The organism is Amycolatopsis sp. CA-211722 (genome assembly GCF_056828465.1).
Map to the genome: position 1 here is coordinate 1,266,965 of NZ_CP184752.1, position 20,266 is coordinate 1,287,230.

Annotated in this window: 16 protein-coding genes; 11 read left to right on the forward strand and 5 right to left on the reverse strand. The window is 70.2% G+C overall.

What is annotated here, in order from left to right; translation table 11 throughout:
• Nucleotides 1-77: 77 nt before the first annotated feature.
• The 4 genes from ACOCEP_RS06255 (at nucleotide 78) to ACOCEP_RS06270 (ending at nucleotide 9,852) form a co-directional block, all read left to right on the forward strand.
• The gene (locus tag ACOCEP_RS06255; protein ID WP_482336247.1) at nucleotides 78-1,571 is read left to right on the forward strand and encodes a TIGR02677 family protein; all 1,494 of its coding nucleotides are present in this window, start codon (nucleotides 78-80) and stop codon (nucleotides 1,569-1,571) included.
• Nucleotides 1,568-2,788: a TIGR02678 family protein gene (locus tag ACOCEP_RS06260; RefSeq protein ID WP_482336248.1), complete on the forward strand. Its 1,221-nt coding sequence runs from the start codon at nucleotides 1,568-1,570 to the stop codon at nucleotides 2,786-2,788. Before ACOCEP_RS06255 ends, ACOCEP_RS06260 begins: the two co-directional genes overlap by 4 nt.
• Entirely contained in the window at nucleotides 2,785-6,777 is a 3,993-nt protein-coding gene (locus ACOCEP_RS06265) for a TIGR02680 family protein (RefSeq protein WP_482336249.1), read from the forward strand. Before ACOCEP_RS06260 ends, ACOCEP_RS06265 begins: the two co-directional genes overlap by 4 nt.
• Before the next feature lie 87 nt (nucleotides 6,778-6,864).
• Entirely contained in the window at nucleotides 6,865-9,852 is a 2,988-nt protein-coding gene (locus tag ACOCEP_RS06270; protein WP_482336250.1) for an AfsR/SARP family transcriptional regulator, read from the forward strand.
• Here ACOCEP_RS06270 and ACOCEP_RS06275 read toward each other — a convergent pair.
• Nucleotides 9,849-10,265: a hypothetical protein gene (locus ACOCEP_RS06275; RefSeq protein WP_482336251.1), complete on the reverse strand. Its 417-nt coding sequence runs from the start codon at nucleotides 10,263-10,265 to the stop codon at nucleotides 9,849-9,851. The genes ACOCEP_RS06270 and ACOCEP_RS06275 overlap by 4 nt on opposite strands.
• Before the next feature lie 128 nt (nucleotides 10,266-10,393).
• On the opposite strand from ACOCEP_RS06275, the gene ACOCEP_RS06280 reads away from it, so the two are divergent.
• The 3 genes from ACOCEP_RS06280 to ACOCEP_RS06290 all read left to right on the forward strand — a co-directional run bounded on the left by ACOCEP_RS06280 (nucleotide 10,394) and on the right by ACOCEP_RS06290 (nucleotide 14,507).
• Complete coding sequence (locus tag ACOCEP_RS06280) at nucleotides 10,394-11,248, forward strand: DUF4394 domain-containing protein (RefSeq protein WP_482336252.1); 855 nt, start codon at nucleotides 10,394-10,396, stop codon at nucleotides 11,246-11,248.
• 908 nt (nucleotides 11,249-12,156) lie between these two features.
• A complete protein-coding gene (locus ACOCEP_RS06285; protein ID WP_482339612.1) occupies nucleotides 12,157-13,389 on the forward strand; it encodes an HNH endonuclease signature motif containing protein in 1,233 nt (410 codons plus the stop codon).
• Between the two features lie 410 nt (nucleotides 13,390-13,799).
• Nucleotides 13,800-14,507 (forward strand): hypothetical protein, encoded by a 708-nt coding sequence (locus ACOCEP_RS06290; protein ID WP_482336254.1) that lies wholly within the window; start codon nucleotides 13,800-13,802, stop codon nucleotides 14,505-14,507.
• 2 nt (nucleotides 14,508-14,509) lie between these two features.
• Here ACOCEP_RS06290 and ACOCEP_RS06295 read toward each other — a convergent pair whose 3' ends face one another.
• Together ACOCEP_RS06295 and ACOCEP_RS06300 are read right to left on the reverse strand one after the other, a co-directional pair.
• The gene (locus ACOCEP_RS06295) at nucleotides 14,510-14,671 is read right to left on the reverse strand and encodes a hypothetical protein (protein ID WP_482336255.1); all 162 of its coding nucleotides are present in this window, start codon (nucleotides 14,669-14,671) and stop codon (nucleotides 14,510-14,512) included.
• 51 nt (nucleotides 14,672-14,722) lie between these two features.
• Nucleotides 14,723-15,094 carry a DoxX family protein gene (locus ACOCEP_RS06300; RefSeq protein WP_482336256.1) on the reverse strand — a complete coding sequence of 124 codons (372 nt, stop codon included), beginning with the start codon at nucleotides 15,092-15,094 and terminating at the stop codon, nucleotides 14,723-14,725.
• Nucleotides 15,095-15,178: 84 nt separating this feature from the next.
• On the opposite strand from ACOCEP_RS06300, the gene ACOCEP_RS06305 reads away from it, so the two are divergent.
• Nucleotides 15,179-15,715 carry a TetR/AcrR family transcriptional regulator gene (locus tag ACOCEP_RS06305; protein ID WP_482336258.1) on the forward strand — a complete coding sequence of 179 codons (537 nt, stop codon included), beginning with the start codon at nucleotides 15,179-15,181 and terminating at the stop codon, nucleotides 15,713-15,715.
• On the opposite strand, the gene ACOCEP_RS06310 is transcribed toward ACOCEP_RS06305, so the two are convergent.
• Nucleotides 15,716-16,474 carry an SDR family oxidoreductase gene (locus ACOCEP_RS06310; RefSeq protein ID WP_482336260.1) on the reverse strand — a complete coding sequence of 253 codons (759 nt, stop codon included), beginning with the start codon at nucleotides 16,472-16,474 and terminating at the stop codon, nucleotides 15,716-15,718.
• Nucleotides 16,475-16,641: 167 nt separating this feature from the next.
• Between ACOCEP_RS06310 and ACOCEP_RS06315 the strand changes: the two genes are divergently transcribed.
• The 3 genes from ACOCEP_RS06315 (at nucleotide 16,642) to ACOCEP_RS06325 (ending at nucleotide 19,809) form a co-directional block, all read left to right on the forward strand.
• Nucleotides 16,642-18,159, forward strand: coding sequence for a S1 family peptidase (locus ACOCEP_RS06315; protein ID WP_482336261.1), 1,518 nt, complete (start codon nucleotides 16,642-16,644; stop codon nucleotides 18,157-18,159).
• A gap of 76 nt (nucleotides 18,160-18,235) precedes the next feature.
• Entirely contained in the window at nucleotides 18,236-18,601 is a 366-nt protein-coding gene (locus tag ACOCEP_RS06320; RefSeq protein WP_034305837.1) for a YciI family protein, read from the forward strand.
• Nucleotides 18,592-19,809 (forward strand): RNA polymerase sigma factor, encoded by a 1,218-nt coding sequence (locus ACOCEP_RS06325; protein WP_482336263.1) that lies wholly within the window; start codon nucleotides 18,592-18,594, stop codon nucleotides 19,807-19,809. Before ACOCEP_RS06320 ends, ACOCEP_RS06325 begins: the two co-directional genes overlap by 10 nt.
• On the opposite strand, the gene soxR is transcribed toward ACOCEP_RS06325, so the two are convergent.
• Nucleotides 19,799-20,245 (reverse strand): redox-sensitive transcriptional activator SoxR, encoded by a 447-nt coding sequence (gene soxR / locus ACOCEP_RS06330; protein ID WP_482336264.1) that lies wholly within the window; start codon nucleotides 20,243-20,245, stop codon nucleotides 19,799-19,801. The genes ACOCEP_RS06325 and soxR overlap by 11 nt on opposite strands.
• Nucleotides 20,246-20,266: the final 21 nt, after the last annotated feature.

Here is a 20,266-nt window from a genome sequence, read left to right on the forward strand (position 1 = left end):
TGAAAAAGATGGGCCGTTCGGACTCGTCTGGGTGACCCCCTAACGTGTAGCTCCACGCACCAGCCGCCGGAGGACGCATGGATCCGATCCGTGTTCCGCCCGAGATGTTCCGTTTCACCGACGGCAGCAGATCCGGGCTCCCCCTGGCGATCCTGCACGCCTTCGGCGAGGCGAACGAGCGGCTGGAGACGGCGCTCGGGATCGACGACGTCCGCACGAGGCTGCGCGGTGTCGGCTGGCTGGAGACGCTGGCCGACGAAGACCTCGTCAAGGCGCTGGACCAGCTACGCGACCAGGGCCACCTCGACGTCGTCCAGAGCCACGCGGGCGACTACCGGACGGCGTCCGAGTACGAACGCCGCAATCTCCAGTACTCGCTGAGCCGGCAGGGCGAAGCGGCGTACGCGGGGGTTGTCCGCGCGAACGAAGTGCTCAACGCGTCCGGGGCGCTCCAGACGGCGACGCTCGAAGCGCTGGGTGAGCGGCTCGGTGAGCTCGTCAAGCAGCTCGAAGACGGCACGGACCGGCACGTGTTCAGCACGCTCGCCGAAGTCGAGAGCCACCTCGAAGCGTTCCGCGACACCACGAAGCGCTTCAACGGCGACCTCCAGCGCCTCCTGCGCGCCGAAGCCGACCTCGCGACGTTCCACGAGGTCAAGGCGGCCACGGTCACGTATCTGCAGGAGTTCCTCAACGACCTGGAACATCACACGCACACGATCGCCACCCGGATCAAGGAGATCGACGACCACGGCGTCGAGCGGGTGCACCGGCGGGCGCTCAACGGTGCGTCGCTGCCGAACCCCGACCCGCGCTGGCTCGACGTCCGCAAGGCGCGCTGGGACGGCCTTCGCGCGTGGTTCCTGCCTGAGGACGGGGTGACGCCGAGGGTCGAGGACCTGCATCGGCTCGCGCGGCGGGCGATCATCACGCTCCTCCAGGTGCTGGACCGGATCACCGAGTCGCGGCGGCGCGCGAGCAGCGCGGTCGCGGATTTCCGCGAGCTGGCGCGGTGGTTCACCGTCGTCCCGGCGCAGGAGGATCTGCATCGCCTGTGGTCCACGATGTTCGGGCTGAGCTCCGCGCGGCACGCGCACCTCGCCCACGCCGACCCCGAGGTGGTCAGCACGACGGCGTCGTGGCTCGACGCGCCGCCGGTCGAGGTGTCGGAGCTGCTCCGCTCTGCAGGCCGTACCGAGCGCTTCACCAGGACCGGCCGGATCCGCGACGTCAGCGCGATCAGAGCCGCGAGAGCCGAAAAAGCCCTGCAGGAACGCGCCGAGCTCGAGGCGGCCTGGAACATGCTCGACACCGGCGGCGTCGTGCGGCTCTCGGCGTTCGAGAAGCTGGACCACACCGTTTTCGAGCGGCTTCTCGACCTCATGGGGCAGGCACTGGGCAGTGCCGCCGGCGCGGACGGCACCCGCCGGAGCACGACATCGGACGGCCAGATCGAGATCGTCCTGCGGTCGCCGCGGAACGGCGCGGTCGCGCGCCTGACCACCACGAGCGGCGTCTTCCGGGGCCCCGACTACGAGATCGAGATCAGTACGGCCGGAGGCGGCGCGTGAGCCTCACCAACCAACTGGTCATCGCGGAACGCGAAGAGGTCGCACGCGGGATCCGGGCCCTGCTGGCCACCCCGCTGATCGGCGAACGCGGCTCCCCCGAGACCTTCGACCTCATCCGCCGCCGCCGCGAGCCCATCCGGCAGTGGTTCGACTACTACTGCGGCTGGACGCTCACGGTCGAACCGCGGCTCGGTTACGCCCGGCTGGTCAAGGTCCGCGCGGCCGCCGACCCCACCCGCCCGGCGCGGCGGCTGCGCTCCGGGCGCGCGGCGTTCGACCGGCGCCGCTACGTCCTGCTGTGCGTGGTGGCCGCCGAACTGCTGACCGTGCCGGTGACCACCGTCGGCCTGCTCGCCGGCCGTGTCGCGCAGGCGAGCGCCGCCGACGATCTCGTCACCACGTTCGACGTCGCCACCAGGGCGGAGCGGCTGGCGTTCGTGGACGTCCTCGAACTGCTGGAGTCCTACGGCGTGCTCGAAGCCGCGGACGGCGACCCGGAGTCCTTTGTGGACGATCCGGCGGCGAAGGTGCTGTTCCGGGTCGACGCGACGCTGTTGCTGCGGCTGCTCGCCGCGCCGGTCGGGCCGTCGCAGCTGGCGGTGCCCGCCGACGACGTCGCGCTGCGGTTCGAGGAACTGCTGGAGGCGGTGTCGCACGAGCAGCGCTACGGCCTTTCCTCCGGCCGCCACGAGGACACCCCGAGCGCGTCGGACGTCCAGCGGAACCTGTGGCTGCGGCACACGGTGTTCCGCCGTCTCGTCGACGATCCGGTGCTGTACTTCGCCGAGCTGACCGCGGAGGAACGCGCGTACCTCGGCACGCCGACCGGGCGTCAGTTGCTGCGGCGTGCCGCCGAGCAGGGCGGTTTCGTTCTCGAAGAACGCGCGGAGGGCGTGCTGCTCGTCGACGTCGACGGGCTGGCCACCGACGAGCGGTTCCCGGACGACGGCAGCAACGCCAAGGTCGCCGCGCTCCTGCTGCTAGACGCGCTCGACGAGCCGCGGACCATCGATTACCTGCAGAAGGCGACCGCCAAACTGCTGAAACGGTTCCCGCGCTGGGCCAAGACCTACCGGGGCAAGGACGGCGTGCGACGGCTGACCGTCGACGCGCTCGCCGTGCTGACCGGCTTCGGCCTGGTACGCACCGAAGCCGAACTCGTCCGGCCGCTCCCGGCCGCCGCGAGGTACACCGACCGCACCGAGGAGGCGCCGTGACCGTGACGAGGTGGATCCCCTCCCGTGCGGGCATTCTCAACATCTGGCGCTACTACGACGAGATCTTCGAGTTCCACGACGGGCGCCTGTTGCTGCGCGGCCCCAACGGGAGCGGGAAGTCGAAGGCGCTGGAGCTGCTGCTGCCGTTCCTGTTCGACGCGAGCCTGCGCGCCAACCGGCTGTCGACCTTCGGCACCAGCGAACGCAGCATGCACTGGAACCTGATGGGCGAAGGCGCTTCCGGTGCCACGCGCGTCGGCTACGTCTGGCTCGAATTCGGCATGGCGGGCGAGAAGTGGTTCACGTGCGGCGCGCGGCTTCAGGCCAGCACGCACACCAGCACGGTGCACGCCGACTTCTTCACCACCGACCTGCGGGTGGGCGACGGTTTGCCGCTGGTCAACGAGGCCGGTCAGCCGCTGACCAAGAACGCGCTGGAGGAGGCCCTCGGCGAGCACGGGACCGTGCACGAAGGCGCGGCCGAGTACCGCGCGGCGCTCAGGGCGAAACTGTTCCCCACCTTGAGCGAACAGCGGTACGACGCGCTGATCACCGCGCTGCTCCAGCTGCGGATGCCCAAACTCTCGCAGCGGCTCGACCCGAGCCTGCTGTCCAACCTGCTCTCCCGCGCGCTTCCGCCGTTGGGACAGCAGGAGATCGCGGATCTCGCCGAGGGATTCGAGCGGCTCGACGCGCAACGCGAACGGCTGGGCTCGCTGGAGACCGAGGTCGACGCGACCCGCGCGCTCGCCGCGCGGCAGAAGACCTACGCCCAGCGTGTGCTGCGCGCGGGCGCCGCGAACCTCATCAACGCCACCACGGAACTCGACGAACTCGCCGCGGCCGCCCGCCGTTCGGCCGAGGAGCACGACGAGGTCGCCGCCAAGAAGGAGGCCGCCGAGGAACGGGCGGAGAAGCTCGAAAAGGACGTCGAAGAGACCGAAGCCCGGCTGTCCGGGCTGACCGAATCCGAGTCGTACCGCAAGGGCCAGGAACTCGACAAGCTGCGGCAACGCACCTTGTCCACGAGTGAGAAAGCGGAGGCACTGCGCGCGGACGCGGACCGGCTCCGTGCCGAGGCGGACGCCGACGAGGAGCGCTCGCGGGCGGCGAAGCAGGTCGCGAAACGGCAGGCCGATCTCGTGCGTTCTCTGGAGACCGAGGTCCGTGCCGCCGCGACCCGCGCGAATCTGGCCGGAGTGCACGACGAACTCGTCGCCGGGCTGAGTGAACCGGCGAGGCTCCGTCCGTTGCTGCAGGCCGCCGTGCGCGGCAAACGCGACCAGGTCGAGACGCTCGGCCGGGCGTTGGACAAGCACGAACGCGCCGTCGGACGGCGTCACCAGGCCGAGGCGGATCTCGACCGCGCGCGGTCGGATTTCTCGGCCGCGCAGGAGCGGGTGGACCTCACGACGGCGACGCGGGAACTCGCGCTGAGCGATCTGCGCACCCGGCTCGCCGAATGGGCGATCGGCTGCCGCGAGCTGCGGTTCCCCGACGTGGAAGCGGTCGTCCGGGACGCCGAGGCCGAGGTCTCGCTGCTGGGCAGGCTCGGCGCCGTCGCCGAGACCGTGCTCGAAGACATCATCCGCCGGGAGGCGGCGACCGGTGCCACGCTGGCCACCGCACGCGCCGAACACGACGAACTCCTCGTCGAGGCTGGCGTGCTCGAAACCGAGGACGTCCTCGCGCCCGAGCCGCCCCGCACCCGCACGGCGGACCGGGCCGAGATGAGCGGCGCGCCGTTGTGGCGGCTGGTCGATTTCGCCGGCTCGGTCCCGGAAAGCGCCCAGGCGGGGATCGAGGCCGCGCTCGAAGGCGCCGGTCTGCTCGACGCCTGGGTGAACTCCCACGGCGTCGTCGACGGACACGACGTGCTCGCCGAGTCCGGGACGCTGCCGGTGGCCACCGGTCGTTCGCTCGCCGACGTCCTCGTGCCGGAACCCGACGCGGAGGTTTCCCCGACGAAGATCCGCCGGGTCCTGGAAGTGATCGCGTTCGACGACAAGCTTCCCGCCGGGCCCGCCGGGCCCGCCGCGATCGGCGCGGACGGCGGCTGGCGGATGGGCGGCCTGTCGGGCAGCTGGGCGAAGGACGCTCCGGCGTACATCGGCGCGTCCGCCCGCCTTCGCGCGCGAGAGCGCCGGATCGCCGGACTGCGGGACAAGATCTCCCTGCGCGAGAAGACCATCGCCGAGCTGGAAGGCGAGCTGGCCGCGCTGCGCGGCAGGCGCGAGCTGATCAAGATCGAACGCGCCGCCCGCCCCGGTCACGACGATCTCCTTGCCGCGACCGGGGAACTGACCACGGCCGAGGCCGAGCTGACCGCCGCCGACGCCGCCGTCCGGCATCTGGAGAGCGCCGTCTCCGCGCTGGAGATCGAGGCCAAGACCGCGCTGCACGAGCTGACCGCGCAGGCTTCGGAATCCGGGTTGCCGACCGAACGCGCGCCTCTGGCCGCGCTCGCCACGGCTCTGCGTACGTACTCCGACCAGGGCGAGAACTGGTTGTACGAGCACGGAAACCTGCTCACCGCGAACCAGCGGGCCGAGCTGTGCGCCGAACAGGCGGACCGGTCGGAGGCGAACGCGGCCCGGCGTGAGGACGAGGCCGCCGAAGCGGAGGCCGAACGCGTCAAGCTCACGGCGATGCTCGAAGCGATCGAAGGGACCGCGGGCAGCGGCCAGCGCGAGGTACTCGCGGAAATCGACGCGCTGCGCACGAAGCTGCGGGAACTCTCGGCCGAACTCCGCGCCGCGAACGCCGACGCCAAGGAGCTCGCGGTGTCGCTGGGCGCGCTCGGCGTCCGCCGCACGACCGACGCGCGGGCCCGCGAGGACGCGGCCAAGAAGCAGGACGCGGCCGCGCTCCGGTTCCGGAAGCTCGCGACCGGCGTCTTCCCCGCCGACGGCGGGATCGAGGACCTGCCGAAGTTCCAGGCCACCCTGTCCGCCTCCGAAAGTGTCCGGTCGGCGCTCGAAACGGCCCGGCTGGTGGCCGCGGCGTGGCCGTCCGTGCCGCACGCGCCGAGCAACCTGGGCGAGGCACTGCACCGGCTGTCGGAAGCCGTGCACACCTGCCGGAACACGCTCAGCTCGCGCGCGGAACTCGATCTGGAGACCGACGAGGACGTCCAGATCTTCACCGCCGTCGTCGACGGGCTGCGGGTCGGCGCGGCCGAACTGCTCAAGATCCTTTACGCGGAAGCGGAACAGAGCAGGCACGAGATCACCGACCGGGAAAGCGACCTGTTCGACAAGACGCTGACCGGCGACACCCGTCGCCATCTCGCGGCCCGCATCCGGCAGGCCAACGACCTCGTCGACGGCATGAACGCGCGGCTGGAACGCGTGCGGACCGCGTCGCGGGTCGCCGTCCGGCTGGTCTGGCAGGTCTCCCCGGATCTGCCGCCGGGCACCAAGACCGCGCGGGATCTGCTGCTGAAGGATCCGGATCAGCTGACCGCCGAAGATCGCGTGTCGCTGCACAAGTTCTTCCGCGAGCGCGTCGAGCAGGCGAAGGCGGACGACACGGCGACCAGCTGGGAACAGCAGCTCGCGCAGGTCTTCGACTACACGTCCTGGCACCGGTTCGTGGTCAAGGTGGACCGCGCGAACGGGGCGGGCTGGCAGCTGCTGACCAAGAAGCTGCACGGCGCGCTTTCCGGTGGGGAGAAGGCGATCGCGCTGCACCTGCCGCTGTTCGCCGCCGTCGCCGCGCACTATCAGGCCGCGCCCGAGGCGCCGAGGGTGATCCTGCTCGACGAGGTGTTCGTCGGCGTCGACACGACCAACCGGGGGCAGGTGTTCGGCCTGCTGTCCGAACTCGACCTCGACCTGATGCTGACCTCGGACCACGAATGGTGCACCTACGCCGAACTCGGCGGCGTCGGGATCCACCAGCTCATCACCGGCGGCGACGGTGACGACGCGGTCACCACGGCCCGGTTCACCTGGAACGGTCACGACCTCCTGCCGGCCGGGCATTAGCCTGAGCGGCCCCAAAGCCGGGCGCAGCGGGGCTCTTTCCGCCGTTCGTCCTTGTGCGGGGCGGGGCCGCTCGCTACGTTCCTGCCGGTGGCTGTGCGGATCCAGGTGCTGGGCTCGCTGCGCGTCTGGCTGGCCGGGACGGAAATCGATCTGGGCCCACCGGGTCGCCGTGCCGTCCTGGGGTTGCTGGTGCTCGCCGGCGGCGAGGCGATGTCCAAGCAGGAACTGGTCGACGCGCTGTGGGGCGGGCGGCCGCCGCGCAGCGCGGTGAACGTCCTCCAGACGCACGTCAAACATCTGCGGCGGCTGCTGGAACCCGGCCGTCCGGCGCGGTCCGGGAGCGAACTCCTGCCCCATGTCGGTGGCGGTTACGCGGTGCGCTGGGACGCCGTCGAGATCGATCTTCCGCACGTGCGCGGGCTGATCGCCGAGGCGAACGACGCCCTGCGTGACGGCGAGACCGGCCGTGCCGCGGCGCTGTTCGGCGAGGCCCTGCGCTGGTGGCGTGGCCGGCCGCTGGCTGATATTCCTTTACTCTCAACGCATCCGAAGGTCTTGGCGTTGCTGGCGGAACGCCGTGCGCTGCTCGCCCGCTACGGCGACGCGATGCTCGCGATCGGCGCCGCCGGCGAGGTGCTCGCCGAATTGGCCGAAGCCGCCGCGGACCAGCCGCTCGACGAGCCCGCGCAAGCCCGGTTGATCCGCGCGTACCACGGCGCGGGCCAGCGGGCGACGGCTTTCCGGCTCTACCAGGAGGTTCGCGAGCGGCTCGTCGAGGAGCTGGGCGTCGAACCCGGGCCGGAACTCGCCGCGGCGCACGTCGCGCTGCTCGAAGACGGAGAACCGCTGCCGGCTCCGCGTCCCGCCGCGCGCGTTCCCCGGCAGCTGCCCGCCGAACCGGCCGGATTCACCGGCCGGGCGGCCGAACTGTCCATTTTGGACCATCTGGTGCCACGCCCCGGGAGCACCGGCGGCGCGGTGGCGCTGGCGGCCGTCACCGGTCCGGCGGGAGCCGGGAAGACCGCGTTGGCCGTGCACTGGGGGCATCGGGTGAAGGACCGGTTCCCGGACGGGCAGTTCTACGCGAACCTGCGCGGCCATTCCGCCGGCACGCCCGCGACGGCGCTCGAAGCGCTCACCCGGTTCCTGGCCGCGCTGGACGTTCCCGCCGAACGCCTGCCCGCGGACACGGAGACCGCGTCCGCGTTGTACCGGACGCTGATGACCGACCGGAAGGCGCTGGTGGTGCTGGACAACGCCGTGGACGTCGAGCAGGTCCGGCCGCTGCTGCCCGCCGGGCCCGGTTGCCTGGTGCTGGTCACCGCGAGGGACCGGATGGCCGGGCTGGTCGCCCTTCACGGCGCCCGGCGGCTCACACTGGGCATGCTCGAACCCGGTGAAGCGCTGGCCTTGCTCGCGCGGGTGCTCGGCGCCGATGAGGTCCGGGCCGAGCACGAAGCGGCCGCCGAAGTGGCCGAGCTGTGCGCGCACCTGCCGCTGGCGCTGAGGATCGCCGCGGCCAACCTCGCCGAAGATCCGGGGAAGGGCATCGGGGACTACGTCATCGAGCTGCGCAAGGGCAATCTGCTCGCCGCGCTGGCCGTGCCGGGCGACGAGCAGATCGCCGTCCGGACCGCCTTCGACCTGTCCTACGCGGCCCTTCCCGCCGAAACGCGCCGGTTGTTCCGGCTGCTGAGCCTGGTGCCGGGCAGCGACATCGGTGTCGAAGCGGTCGAGATCCTGACCGGCGCGGAACGGGCGGGCCCGATGCTGGACACGCTCGCGGGCGCGCATCTCGTCGAACAGCACGCGCCCGGCCGCTACCACTTCCACGATCTGCTGCGCCGGTACGCCGCCGATCGCCTGCGTGAATCCCCGGCGGGGACCGGATCCGCCCGGCGCCGCCTGCACGAGTGGTATCTGCGTGGCGCGGATCAAGCGGCGAAAATCGTTTACCCGCACATGTTCCGTGTCCCGCTGTCCGTGCCGGACGGCCCGGTTCCCGCGGCGGTCAAGGAGAACGCGGCGGACTGGCTGGAGACCGAACTGGGCAACCTCGTCGCCGTCGTCGAGGACGCGCCGGGTCCGGTGGCCTGGCTGCTGGCCGACGCTTTACGCGGCTACTTCTGGATGTCGTCGCGCCGGGTGGAGTGGCGAGCGGCCGCCGCGGCCGCGCTGTCGGCCGCCGAGGAGGACGGCGATCTCCGTGCGCGCGTGTCCGCCCGGTTCAGCCTGGCGGACCTGGGTTTCCGCGAAGGGCGGTACCGGGAGGCCGTCCGGGGGTACACCGGCGCGCTTTTGCTCGCCCGGCGGGCGGGGTGGGTGGAGGCGCAGGCCGCGGTGCTGGGCAACCTCGGTTGCGTGTACTGGCAGTCGGGACGGCTCCCGGCCGCCGCGGTGCGGTTCTCCCGGGGCCTGGAGCTGAGCAGACGCGCCGGAAGTCCCGCCGGGGAGGCCGTCGCGCTGGGCAATCTGGGGCTCGTCCACTGGGAGATGGGCGATCTTGCCGGGGCTGCCGGGCACTACGTCCGGGCGCTGCGCCGGTATCGCGGGATCGGCTCGCGCTACGGGGAGGCGATCAACCTGTCCAACCTCGGGCAGGCGCAACACGCTCGCGGCCGGGCCGCCGAGGCCGCGGGTCTGCTCGCCAAAGCGCTCGCGCTGCATCGAGAGGCCGGGAACCGTGCCGGGGAGGCGGAAACCCTCGGGAGACTCGCCTCGGTGTACTGCGATCTCGGCCGTCTCACCGACGCGCTCGACCACGCGCGCGAAGGGCTCCGGCTCGCACGGGAGACCGGTGAACCTCGCGGTGAGGGCGAGGCGCTCGTCGCGCTCGCGAGCGTGCATCGACGGGTGGGGCACCGGCAGGACGCCGTCCGCCGGTACCGGCAGGCGCTGGACCTGCTGCGGGAGAGCGGCGACCGGTACCCCGAGATCGACGCGCTCATCGGGCTCGCCACCGCGACCGGCGACCTCGGGCAGGCCCGCCGGGCGCTCGCCCTCGCCGAACGGGCGGGCTACCACGCCTTACGGGAACGGGCGGCGGCCACCATCGAAGCGATTCTCCGGGCCTAGGCCGCGATGTCGCTGCTGACGTCATAGGCGCCCGTCGGGTGGAAGTTGACGACGACCCACGGGTTGACGCCGTGTTCCTTGCCCGCACTGTCCCGGCAGGAGAACTCGCTCATGTCGAACGCGCTCCATCCCTTGTCCGGCAGCACTTTGATCGACTCCTCGATCCGGCCGCCCCAGCGACAGGCCGGACTGTGCACCCGCGCCGTCACCGACGGCTCCGCCCAGCCGATCGTCCCGCCGTCCGCGCACCACGAAAGGCCGAACGTGTAGGTCCACCGGCCCGGATCTTCGAGCACCACCGGCTTGATGACCTTGACACCGGAAGCGCATTCCGGAGTCGCTTCAGCGGGCGCGGTGATCGTGAAGCCGGCGCAAAGGATCACCGAGCAGGCAAGGACGTTCTTGACTCTCATCGTTCACACTGTTCCGCCGGCCCTTCGCGCCCGCAAGCCGCCGGACGCCGGATCCAACCGACGTCCAATGCCCGTCCAGTGCCGCCGAATAGCTTGTGCTCGCACAGTTTCCGCTGAGGGGAGTACGGATGAGGGCACGACTCAAGAAGGCCATGACCACGGTGGCCGTCACCGCGACGCTGGTCGTCGGGACCGCGACCGCCGTCTCGGCGCAGCCCGCCGGGCTGCGGGCGTTCGCGATCTCGTCGGACGGCAAGCTGATGGCCACCTACTGGACCAACCAGCCCCAGGTCCTCGACTGGGTGCGGCTCGTACAAGGGCTCACCTGCGGCGAGACCCGCCTGATCGGGATCGATTTCCGGGTACAGAACGGTTTGTTGTACGGCGTGGGTGACAAAGGCTGCATCTACACGATCAAATTCCCGCCCGCGGCGCCCGACGTCGTCGTCACGAAGGTCTCGCAACTGAGCGTTCCGTTGTACGGCACGAACTTCGGCGTCGACTTCAACCCGGCCGCCGACCGGCTGCGGGTGATCAGCGACTACGGCCAGAACCTGCGGCACAACCTCGCCGACCACGTCACGATCGAAGACACCGTCCTCACCACCCCACCGGCGGGCGGGCCGACCAGAGGCGTCACGGCCGCCGCCTACACGAACAACGACCTCAACCCCGACACCGCGACCACACTGTTCGACATCGGCACGGTGACCGACCAGGTGCTCATCCAGGCGCCCGCCAACGCCGGCCTCCTCAGCCCGACCGGCGCGCTCGGCGTGGACACCGGCCCGATCGCCGGTTTCGACATTTTCAGCGACCTGACCAACGGCAAGACGACCTCGGTGAGCGCGTTCGCCGTGCTCAACCCGGCCGCCGGGCCGTCGACGTTCTATTCGGTCGATCTGCTGACCGGCGCGGCCAAGAAGGTCGGTGACTTCCCGTTGCCGATCGGGGATGTCGCTGTCGCACTCGACACGAACTGAACGGGGAACGCCGTTGTCCGGTGTCCGGTCGTCTGCCGGGCGCCGGGCAGCGGTGTGCTTTCGTCGCCGGAAAGCGGCGACGCCTTGGGGACCGTCTCGTGGTCGAAGCCCTTTCGTTGCCTGGGATCAGGGACGCGAACCTGCCGGTCGGGCTTCGACGAAAGGTTGCTTCCGGAGTCCGGCGTTGTTATAGGTGCGGTCACTTCATCGCCAAAAAACGGCGACGCACGTGATCGAAGCCCGTTCGTTGCCCGGGATCGAGGACGCGAGCTTGTCGACTGGACTTCGGCGAATAGTTGCTTCCGGAGTCCGGCGTTGCTACAGGTGCGATCCCTTCACCGCCGAAAAACGGCGACGCTCGTGATCGAAGCCCCTTTCGTTGCCTGGGACCGGGGACGTGAACTTGCCGATTGAGCCTCGGCGAATGGTTGCTTCCGGGATCCGGCGTTGCCATAGGTACGATCCCTCCATCGCCGGAAGTCGGCGACGCTCGCGGTCGAAGCCCCCCTCGCTGCTAGGAGCGGCGACGCGATCCTGCCGATTGAGCCTCGGCGAACGGTTACTTCCGGATCCGGCGCCACTACAGACACGGCCCCTTCGTCGCCGGAAAACAGCGACGCCTACGACGACCAAAACGGCGGCTGCCCGCCGACTACTCGTTACCGAAAATCGGCGACGAACCCTATCGGCCCGACCTTCAGCGAACGGTCACTGCCCGAGACCGGCGCCACCACAGACGCGACCTCCCCCTCCATCGCCGAAAATCGGCAACGATCCCGGCAGCCAGAATCGGCTGTTCTCCGCCGATTCCTAGTTGCCGAAAATCGGCGATGCTCCGCCGGCCCGAGGCGGCGGGAATTGTCGGTGGCCGGTCGTATGGTCGTGGGGTGGACACACATTCCGCGCCCGTGGCGCTACTGGAGAAACTCACCGGCCCCGAACTGCTGGCAGCGGTGAACGCCGCTGTAGAGTTGTTGGACGACAAGGATTCCGTCGAGCTCGCGCAAGCGGCGTCGGCCGGGATCGCGCGCTTGGAGGCGGTCCGGTTCCGGGCACTGGCCCAGCTGAACCGGCATCGCGACGGCGCCCGCAGCGTCACACAAGAAGTCGCGTTGGCTCTGTCTCTTGTGGACAATCACGCCGGATCCCTGGTGGCCACGGCCGACGCGGTGACCACCCGCCTGCCCCGCACTCTGTCCCTGATGGACCAGGGGGAGCTCTCCGGGTTCGGTGCGATGAAGGTCGCCACCGCCACCGCCTGGCTGTCGGACGGCAACGCCCGTGCCGTCGACGCGCTGCTGGAAGACCGGATCGTGGACAAGAACCCCGAGCAGATCCGGAAAGCCGCCAACCACGCGGCCAACACCATCGACCCCGACGGCGCCGACACACGCGCCCGACACCATCGCGAAGGCCGCCGCCTCACCCTCCGCCACGGCGAGACCGGGGTCGCGTCCCTCGAAGTCGAAGACGCCCCCGTCGAGAAAGCGGCCGCCGCCTACCAGCGCATCGACCGCGCCGCGCGAGCCCTCAAAACCGGTGACGAGCCCCGCACCCTCGACCAGCTCCGCGCCGACGTCGCCCTCGACCTCCTGCTCGGCGGCCAAGGCGGCAAGAGTGAACGCAGCGAGGTGTTCCTCTACATGGATCTGTTCACCTACCTGGGTCTCAACGACGATCCCGCCGAACTGGCCGGGCACGGCACCGTCCCCGCGGGTCTGGCCCGCCATATCGCCACCGGCCCCGACACCGTGCTGCGCCGCATCATCACCGACCCTCTCTCCGGACAACTCCTCGACCTCGGCCGCGACCGCTACCGACCCACCGCCGGGCTCGGCGAGTTCGTCCGGGTCCGGGACCGCGAATGCCGAAGACCCGGCTGCCACCGACCCGCCCAAGCATGCGACATCGACCACTCCCTGCCTTGGCAACACGGCGGCCACACCAACGCCGACGAACTGATCGACCTCTGCCGGCGAGACCACCGTCTCAAAGACGAACCCGGCTGGACCTACCACCTCGCCACCGACGGCACCCTCACCATCACCACCCCCACCGGGCAAACCCACACCAGCACCCCACCCCCACTCCACCCACCCAGGCCTCCGGCACCCCTCCCCGACGAACCACCACCGTTCTGATTCTCGTTGCCGGGCCTCTGAAGGAGGCAGCTGCGGAGTCGCCTGGCCGAAAGCGGTGTGGGCTGTTCACGCTCTGGTCTTTCTTCCGGTACCCGCGATGAGACCCCGGCACGGTCGCCGGAAAACGGCAACGACCGCAAGCCCTCCAGACATCACAGCAGCCGCAACACACCGTCAGCCGCCGAAAAACGACTACAACGCCCTGCGCGATCGCAAACCCGCCGCAGCCGTCCCGGCGCTCCCCGCCAGTCGCCGAAAAACGGCAAACCCATCAGCAACCACGCCTCCCCAACCGACCCACAGCCCAAAGACGACGCACACCAGATCTGAGAATCCACCCACGGTCTGAGCCCGAAGACCGGACCGTGAGCCGATCCGCACCACCACCACGATCGGCAGGCTCACGAGGTATGGAAACCGACTACGTCTTCCCCGGCCGCCGCGTCGCCGCGGTCTCGATGGTCCTCGGCCCGGTCCTGCTGCTCGCCGGGACACTGCTGCGGGCGCCCTTCGACTTCTTCTTCCCGAGCCAGCTCAAAGCGATGAGCGAGCATCCCGCGCTGATGACAGCCGCGTACACGTGTTTCCTGGCGGGCAATGTCCTGCTGTGGCCCGCGATCGTCGCGCTCGCCACGAAGATCGGCCGTACGAAACCCGCGCTGGCCGCGTGGGGCGGATTGTTCGTCCTCTTTGGACTCTTCGAGCGGACCTTCCACGCGGGGATCGACCAGGCGGCGCGCGGGCTCGTCGAACGCCGCGGGGCCGGGTTCGCCGAGAGCGTGGTCAGCGAGTCGTATCGGGACCTGCATCTGTTCAGTTTTCTGTCGTTCACGATCATGTTCGGCTGGTACGTCCTCGCCTTCGCCGCCTATCGGGCGAAAGTGCTGGGCGTCGCCGGGTCGATCGGGCTGGCGGCGATGGGACTTCTGCCGCTCGGCGTGCTGAAAGGCACCGAATTCCTGTCGATCATCGGCACCGCCGGGCTTTGTGTCGCGTTGGTTCCGGCCGGTATCCGGGCATTACTGGAAAGTCCCAAACCCGGCCGCCGGACGATGCTGTTCACGGCGATCGCCGTTCCGGTTCTCGGCGCGCTCGCCGTCGTGAGCGCGCTGGGCTGAGATCAGGCCAGCCGCGCGGACGTTTTCCCTTTTCCGCCACCGGATTCGTGTTCGCGCCCCGCCGGGAGACAGCTCATCAGCAGTACGAGACCGACCGCACCGAGAAGCATGTGCCCGGCGAGGATGCACAGCCCACAGAATCCGATCCACAATGAGATCTTCATTCTCAGAGGGTAGTGCCGTTCCCGGAAACGGGGCCCGGACTTGGGAAAGACTTAAGGTCTCCTTTGGGCAAAGGGTCTGTCCGGAGTACGCGCGTAATACACCACCAGTGACAACAGCGTCAGCCCGGCGGACGCCCACGGCGCCGTGCGCGGCCACAGCACCCCGGCGGCGCCCGCGAGTTCGAGGACGCCGGTGACGGTCACCAGCAGTCCCGGCGCGGGCAGCGCGGGCGGAACCATCGCGACGAGTTCCTCCCGCATGCCGATGAAGTGCGCGAGACCGGTGGTGACGAACAGCGCCGCGACGCCGCCACGCACCGCGACGGGCCAGGGCTTGAACCGTCGGACGCCGAAGACGCCCAGCAGGAACAACGTCGCCGTGACGGCGATCAGCATCAGAACGGGGACGAGACCGGGATCCATGACCATGCCTTCCGGAGCAGCGAATCTTTCCACTGACAAGATGCGCTGTTGCAGCCCATCTTGTCAATGACTAGATTCGTCGGCATGAGTCCGTACCACCACGGCGACCTCCGTCGGGCCGTGCTCGACGCCGCCGTCGCGGCCATCACCGAACACGGCCCGGCGGGGATCAGCCTCCGCGACCTCGCCCGGCGCGCGGGCGTCTCGCACGCCGGGCCGGTCCACCATTTCGGCGACAAGGCCGGGGTGCTGACCGCGCTGGCGGCCGAGGGGTTCGACCTGCTCGCCGACGCCCTCGCGGCCGAGAGCGACCGGGATTTCGTCGAAGTCGGGGTGGCTTACGTCCGCTTCGCGATCGAGCATCGCGCGCATTTCGAGGTGATGTTCCGCCCCGAACTCCACCGCGAGGACGACCCGGCGCTGACCGCCGCCCGCGACCGCGCGGGAGCTTTGCTGACCAGCGGCGCGTCGTCGGTCAGCGACGACGCGATGGCCGGGGTCGCCGCCTGGTCGCTGATGCACGGTTTCGCGAATCTCTGGCTCACCGGCGCGCTGCGCGCCGAGCTCCAGGAGGATCCGGACACCGCCGCCCGCGCGATCGCCAGGATCCTGTTCCCGTGATCAGACCTGCGCCGTGGGCATCACGGTGACCTGCTGCAGGTTCACCCGAGCCGGGAGCGACGTCAGGAACGCCACGGTCTCGGCGATGTCCCCGGGCTTCAGCCAGGTCAGCGACTCGCGCACGCCGTCCAGCCACCGCAGCGCACCGGCGTCGGTGACGTGGCCCTGCAGTTCGGTTTCGACCAGGCCCGGCTCGATCGCCGCGACCCGCACACCCTTCGGCCCGAGGTCGGCACGAAGGTTCTTCGACAGGTGCGTCACGTAGGCCTTCGAGGCGACATACACGGCGAAGGACGGGAAGACTGCCTGCGCGCCGATGGACGACGTGTTCACCAGGTCCGCGACGCCCTTCTCGGCCGCCGAAGCCACCAGATGCGGGACGAACGCGCCGATCGCGTTCATCAGGCCCGTCATGTTGACGTCGATCATGCGCTGCCAGTCCTCGGTGGCGAGTTCGTCGATCGGCGCGGCCAGCATCACGCCGGCGTTGTTGAACAGGAGGTCCGCGCGGCCCAGTTTCGCCTCGACCTCGGCGGCGGCGGCCCGCATCGCCGCGGCGTCGGCGACGTCGACGGCGAGCACGAGCGCGGTACCGCCGTCGGCCTCGATCTCCTTGGCCAGCGTTTCCAACCGGTCCGTCCGGCGGGCGATCAGCGCGACCGCGGCGCCGGAAGCGGCGAGCCGCCGAGCGGCCGCCTCGCCGATCCCGCTGGACGCGCCGGTGACGACGGCGACCCTGTTCGAGTGCGAGTTCGTCATTTCTGTTTCTCCTCAGTGGACTCGTGGTGACAAGTCCAGGAAACCGGCCTCTCCCAGAAGGTGGCACGGTCTGTTCGACCTGGGTCCGGCAGTACCAGTCAGGCCGCGCACGGAACTGTTACGCGCTCATCGAGTTCCGCGGACACCGACCGGCCACGGTGATCCGTATGCGAATCCGATCCCTCGCGCTCGCGCTGGCCATGATGACGGCGACCGCGGCCCCCGCGGCGGCCGTCGTCGGCGGCACCGAGTCCACCACGCCCTACGACTTCATGGTCTCCCTGCAGTACGACGCACCCCGCCCGGACGGACACCGATGTGGCGCGGTGCTCATCGCGCCCCAGTGGGCGGTCACCGCGGCCCACTGCGCAAACACCCCGACCGGCTCGGCCGTCGGGGTCCCCCGCGGCTGGAAGGTCCGCGTCGGCTCGCTGGACACCACCACCGGCGGCGAGGTCACCGAGGTCGACAAGTTCTACCGGCGCATCGTCACGTACAACCCGCCCGGCGAGGACATCGCGGTCCTGCGGCTGCGAAACCCGGTCCGTGCCAAGCCCGTCCGGCTCGCCGCGGCCACGCCGGCCGTCGGCACCCCGGTCCGCATCCTCGGCTGGGGCGCGGCCTCGACCGGTTGCGCCGACTTCAACGACCCGAAGTGCTTCCCGAGCAAGCTCCGCGAGGCGGACACCGAGGTCGTGCCGCTCGACCGGTGCTGGGACGACGACGGGCGCACCCTGCCGTTGTGCGTCGGCCGCGCCGAGCCGCCCGTCGGTCCGGGCACGACGGACTCCGGCGGCCCCGCGTTGATCCGTTCGGGCGACGGCTGGGCGCTGGCCGGAACGGTCGTCGGTCCCGGCGTCAGGGGCGCGGACTTCCCCGACATGTACACCGATGCCTCGAAGAACGCCGCGTGGATCAACGGCATCGTGACCGGCACCGACGTGCCCCCGGACACCCCGGTCCCGAACGTGGAGGGCACGGCCGAGGTGGGCGACTGCAAGGGCGCGGTGGTGCGCGCCGCCCACTCGCGTCCGGAAGACCCGGCGCTGGCGCTGACCAACGGCCACTGTGTGCCGAGCGGGCGGCCCGCACCGGGGAAGGCCCTGGTCGACCGGCCCGCCGACCTGCCTCGTCCGGTCACCATCGCCGACCGGGAGGGCTATCCGAAGACCAGCGCCCGCGCCACCCGGCTGGTCTACGCGACGATGACCGGCACCGACATCGCGCTCTACCGGCTGGACAAGACCTACGCGCAACTAGCAAGGGAAGGCGCGAAGGTCTTCCGGCTCACCACCAAGCCGATGCGCGCCGGTGACCGGCTCCTCATGGCCTACTCCAGCAGCCGTCCGAACTGCACGGTGGAGGCCGTCGTGCCGCACCTGCGCGAAGCCGGGTACCAGCAGGACGCCGCGGTCCGCTACGCGCCGAGCGACACCTGCGTGAGCAGGCCCGGCCACTCCGGCTCCGTGCTGCTGTCCCGCGACGGGAACACGGTCATGGGCATCAACAACACCCACAACCGTGACGGCGAGCGCTGCACCGAAGGAAACCCGTGCGAGGTCGGCCGGGACGGGACCGTGAAGGTGCTGAAGGGCCGCGGTTACGGTCAGCAGGTCCATCGGATCGCGGCCTGCCTGACCCAGGGATCACGGTTCGACCTGCGACGATGCGCCCTGGAAAAATAAATCCCACCGGCTGTCGAATCGGCGGGACGCTCTTCGTGTAGGTGATGACAAGCCGCTCCGACCTCAGGAGGACGCCATGACCCAGTACCTGATCAGCCTGTACCAGCCCGACGGTCCCGTTCCGCCGCCGGAGTTCCTGGAGCCGATCGCGCGCAAGATCCAGGCGCTCGACGACGAGATGAAGGCCGCGGGTGTCTGGGTCTTCGCCGGCGGTCTCCACCCGCCGACCACGGCGACCGTGCTGCGGGCCAAGGAGAACGGCGAGATCGCGATGACCGACGGCCCGTACGTCGAGGGCAAGGAACACCTCGGTGGCTTCACCATCATCGAGGCGCCGGATCTGGACGCCGCGCTCGAATGGGGCCGCCGGGTCACCGAGATCACCTACCTCCCGGTCGAGGTCCGGCCGTTCCAGGGCGACGAAGGTCCTTCGTGCGTGTGACCACCGAGGAAATCGGACGCGTCTTCACCGAGGAGTACGGCCGCGCGGTGGCCGTGCTGGTCCGGGTCTTCGGCAGCATCGACATCGCCGAGGAAGCCGTCCAGGACGCCTTCGCCGAGGCGGTGGACCGCTGGCCGTCCAGCGGTCCACCGCCGAGCCCCGCGGGCTGGATCATCACGACCGCCCGCAACAAGGCCATCGACCGGTTGCGCCGGGAAGCCGCGCGCGACGACAAGCACGCCCAGGCCGCGTTGATCAGCGCGAGCGACGAACCGGTGGAGGAGGGTCCCGTGCGTGACGACCGCTTGCGGCTGATCTTCACCTGCTGCCACCCCGCGCTGGCCATCACCGCGCAGGTCGCGCTGACGCTGAAACTCCTGGGCGGGCTGACCACCGGCGAGATCGCGCACGCGTTCTTCGTCCCCGAAACGACGATGGCGCAACGGCTGGTCCGGGCGAAGGGCAAGATCCGCGCCGCGAAGATCCCGTACCGCGTCCCGGACGACGCCGATCTGCCGGATCGGCTGCGGTCGGTGCTCGCCGTGATCTACCTCGTGTTCAACGAGGGCTACACGGCCACCTCGGGCGACCGGCTGGTCCGGGAAGACCTGTGCGCGGAAGCGATCCGGCTCGGCAGGCTACTGACCGCTCTCATGCCCGACGAACCGGAGGCCACCGGGCTGCTGGCGCTGATGCTGCTCACCGAATCGCGGCGCGCGGCCCGCACCGGCACGGGCGGTGACGTCGTGCTGCTCGCGGAGCAGGATCGCTCGCGGTGGGACCGAGAGCTGATCGCCGAGGGACAGGCGCTGGTCCGCGCCTGCCTGCGGCGGAACCAGCCGGGGCCGTACCAGATCCAGGCGGCGATCAACGCCGTCCACAGCGACGCCGCCGACGCGGCGAGCACGGACTGGTCGCAGATCGTCCAGCTGTACGACCTTCTGCTGGCGGCGAATCCGACGCCGATCGTCGCGCTCAACCGGGCCGTCGCGGTCGCCGAAGTGGACGGCCCCGAAGCGGCCCTCACCGTGATCGACGGCCTCGACCTGGAGGAATACCACCTGTACCACGCCATCCGCGCGGATCTGCTGCACCGCCTCGGCCGGACCGCGGAGTCGGCGCGATCCTACGAAGCGGCGATCCACCGGGCGGAGAACAGCGCCGAACGGCGGCTGCTGGAACGGAAACTGGCCGCGGTCAGTCCGTGATCAGCCGTGCCGGGCCGGGTCCCTTGGCGGCGAGGACGTCCCCGGGGTTCACCAGCACGCACTGCTCGAAGGACAGACAACCGCAGCCGATGCATTCGGTGAACCGGTCCCGCATGCATTCCAGCTGCTCGATGCGCTTGTTCAGCTCGGCGCTCCAGCATTGGGAAGCCCGCTGCCAGAACGCCTGGTCCGGCGCGGCGCCCTCCGGCAGGAAGTCGAGCACGCCGCCGATCACCTCCAGCGGGATGCCGAGGTGGTGCGACGCGCGGATGAACGCGACCAGGCGAAGCGAGCTGCGGGGATAGCGGCGCTGGTTTCCGCTGGTCCGCCTGCTGCTGATGAGACCTTGGCGTTCGTAGAAGCGCAGGGCGGAGGTGGCGACACCGCTGCGCCGGGACAGCTCCCCGATGGTGAGTTCGGACGGCAGTTCGGCCATGGTCACGATCCTAGCTTGACT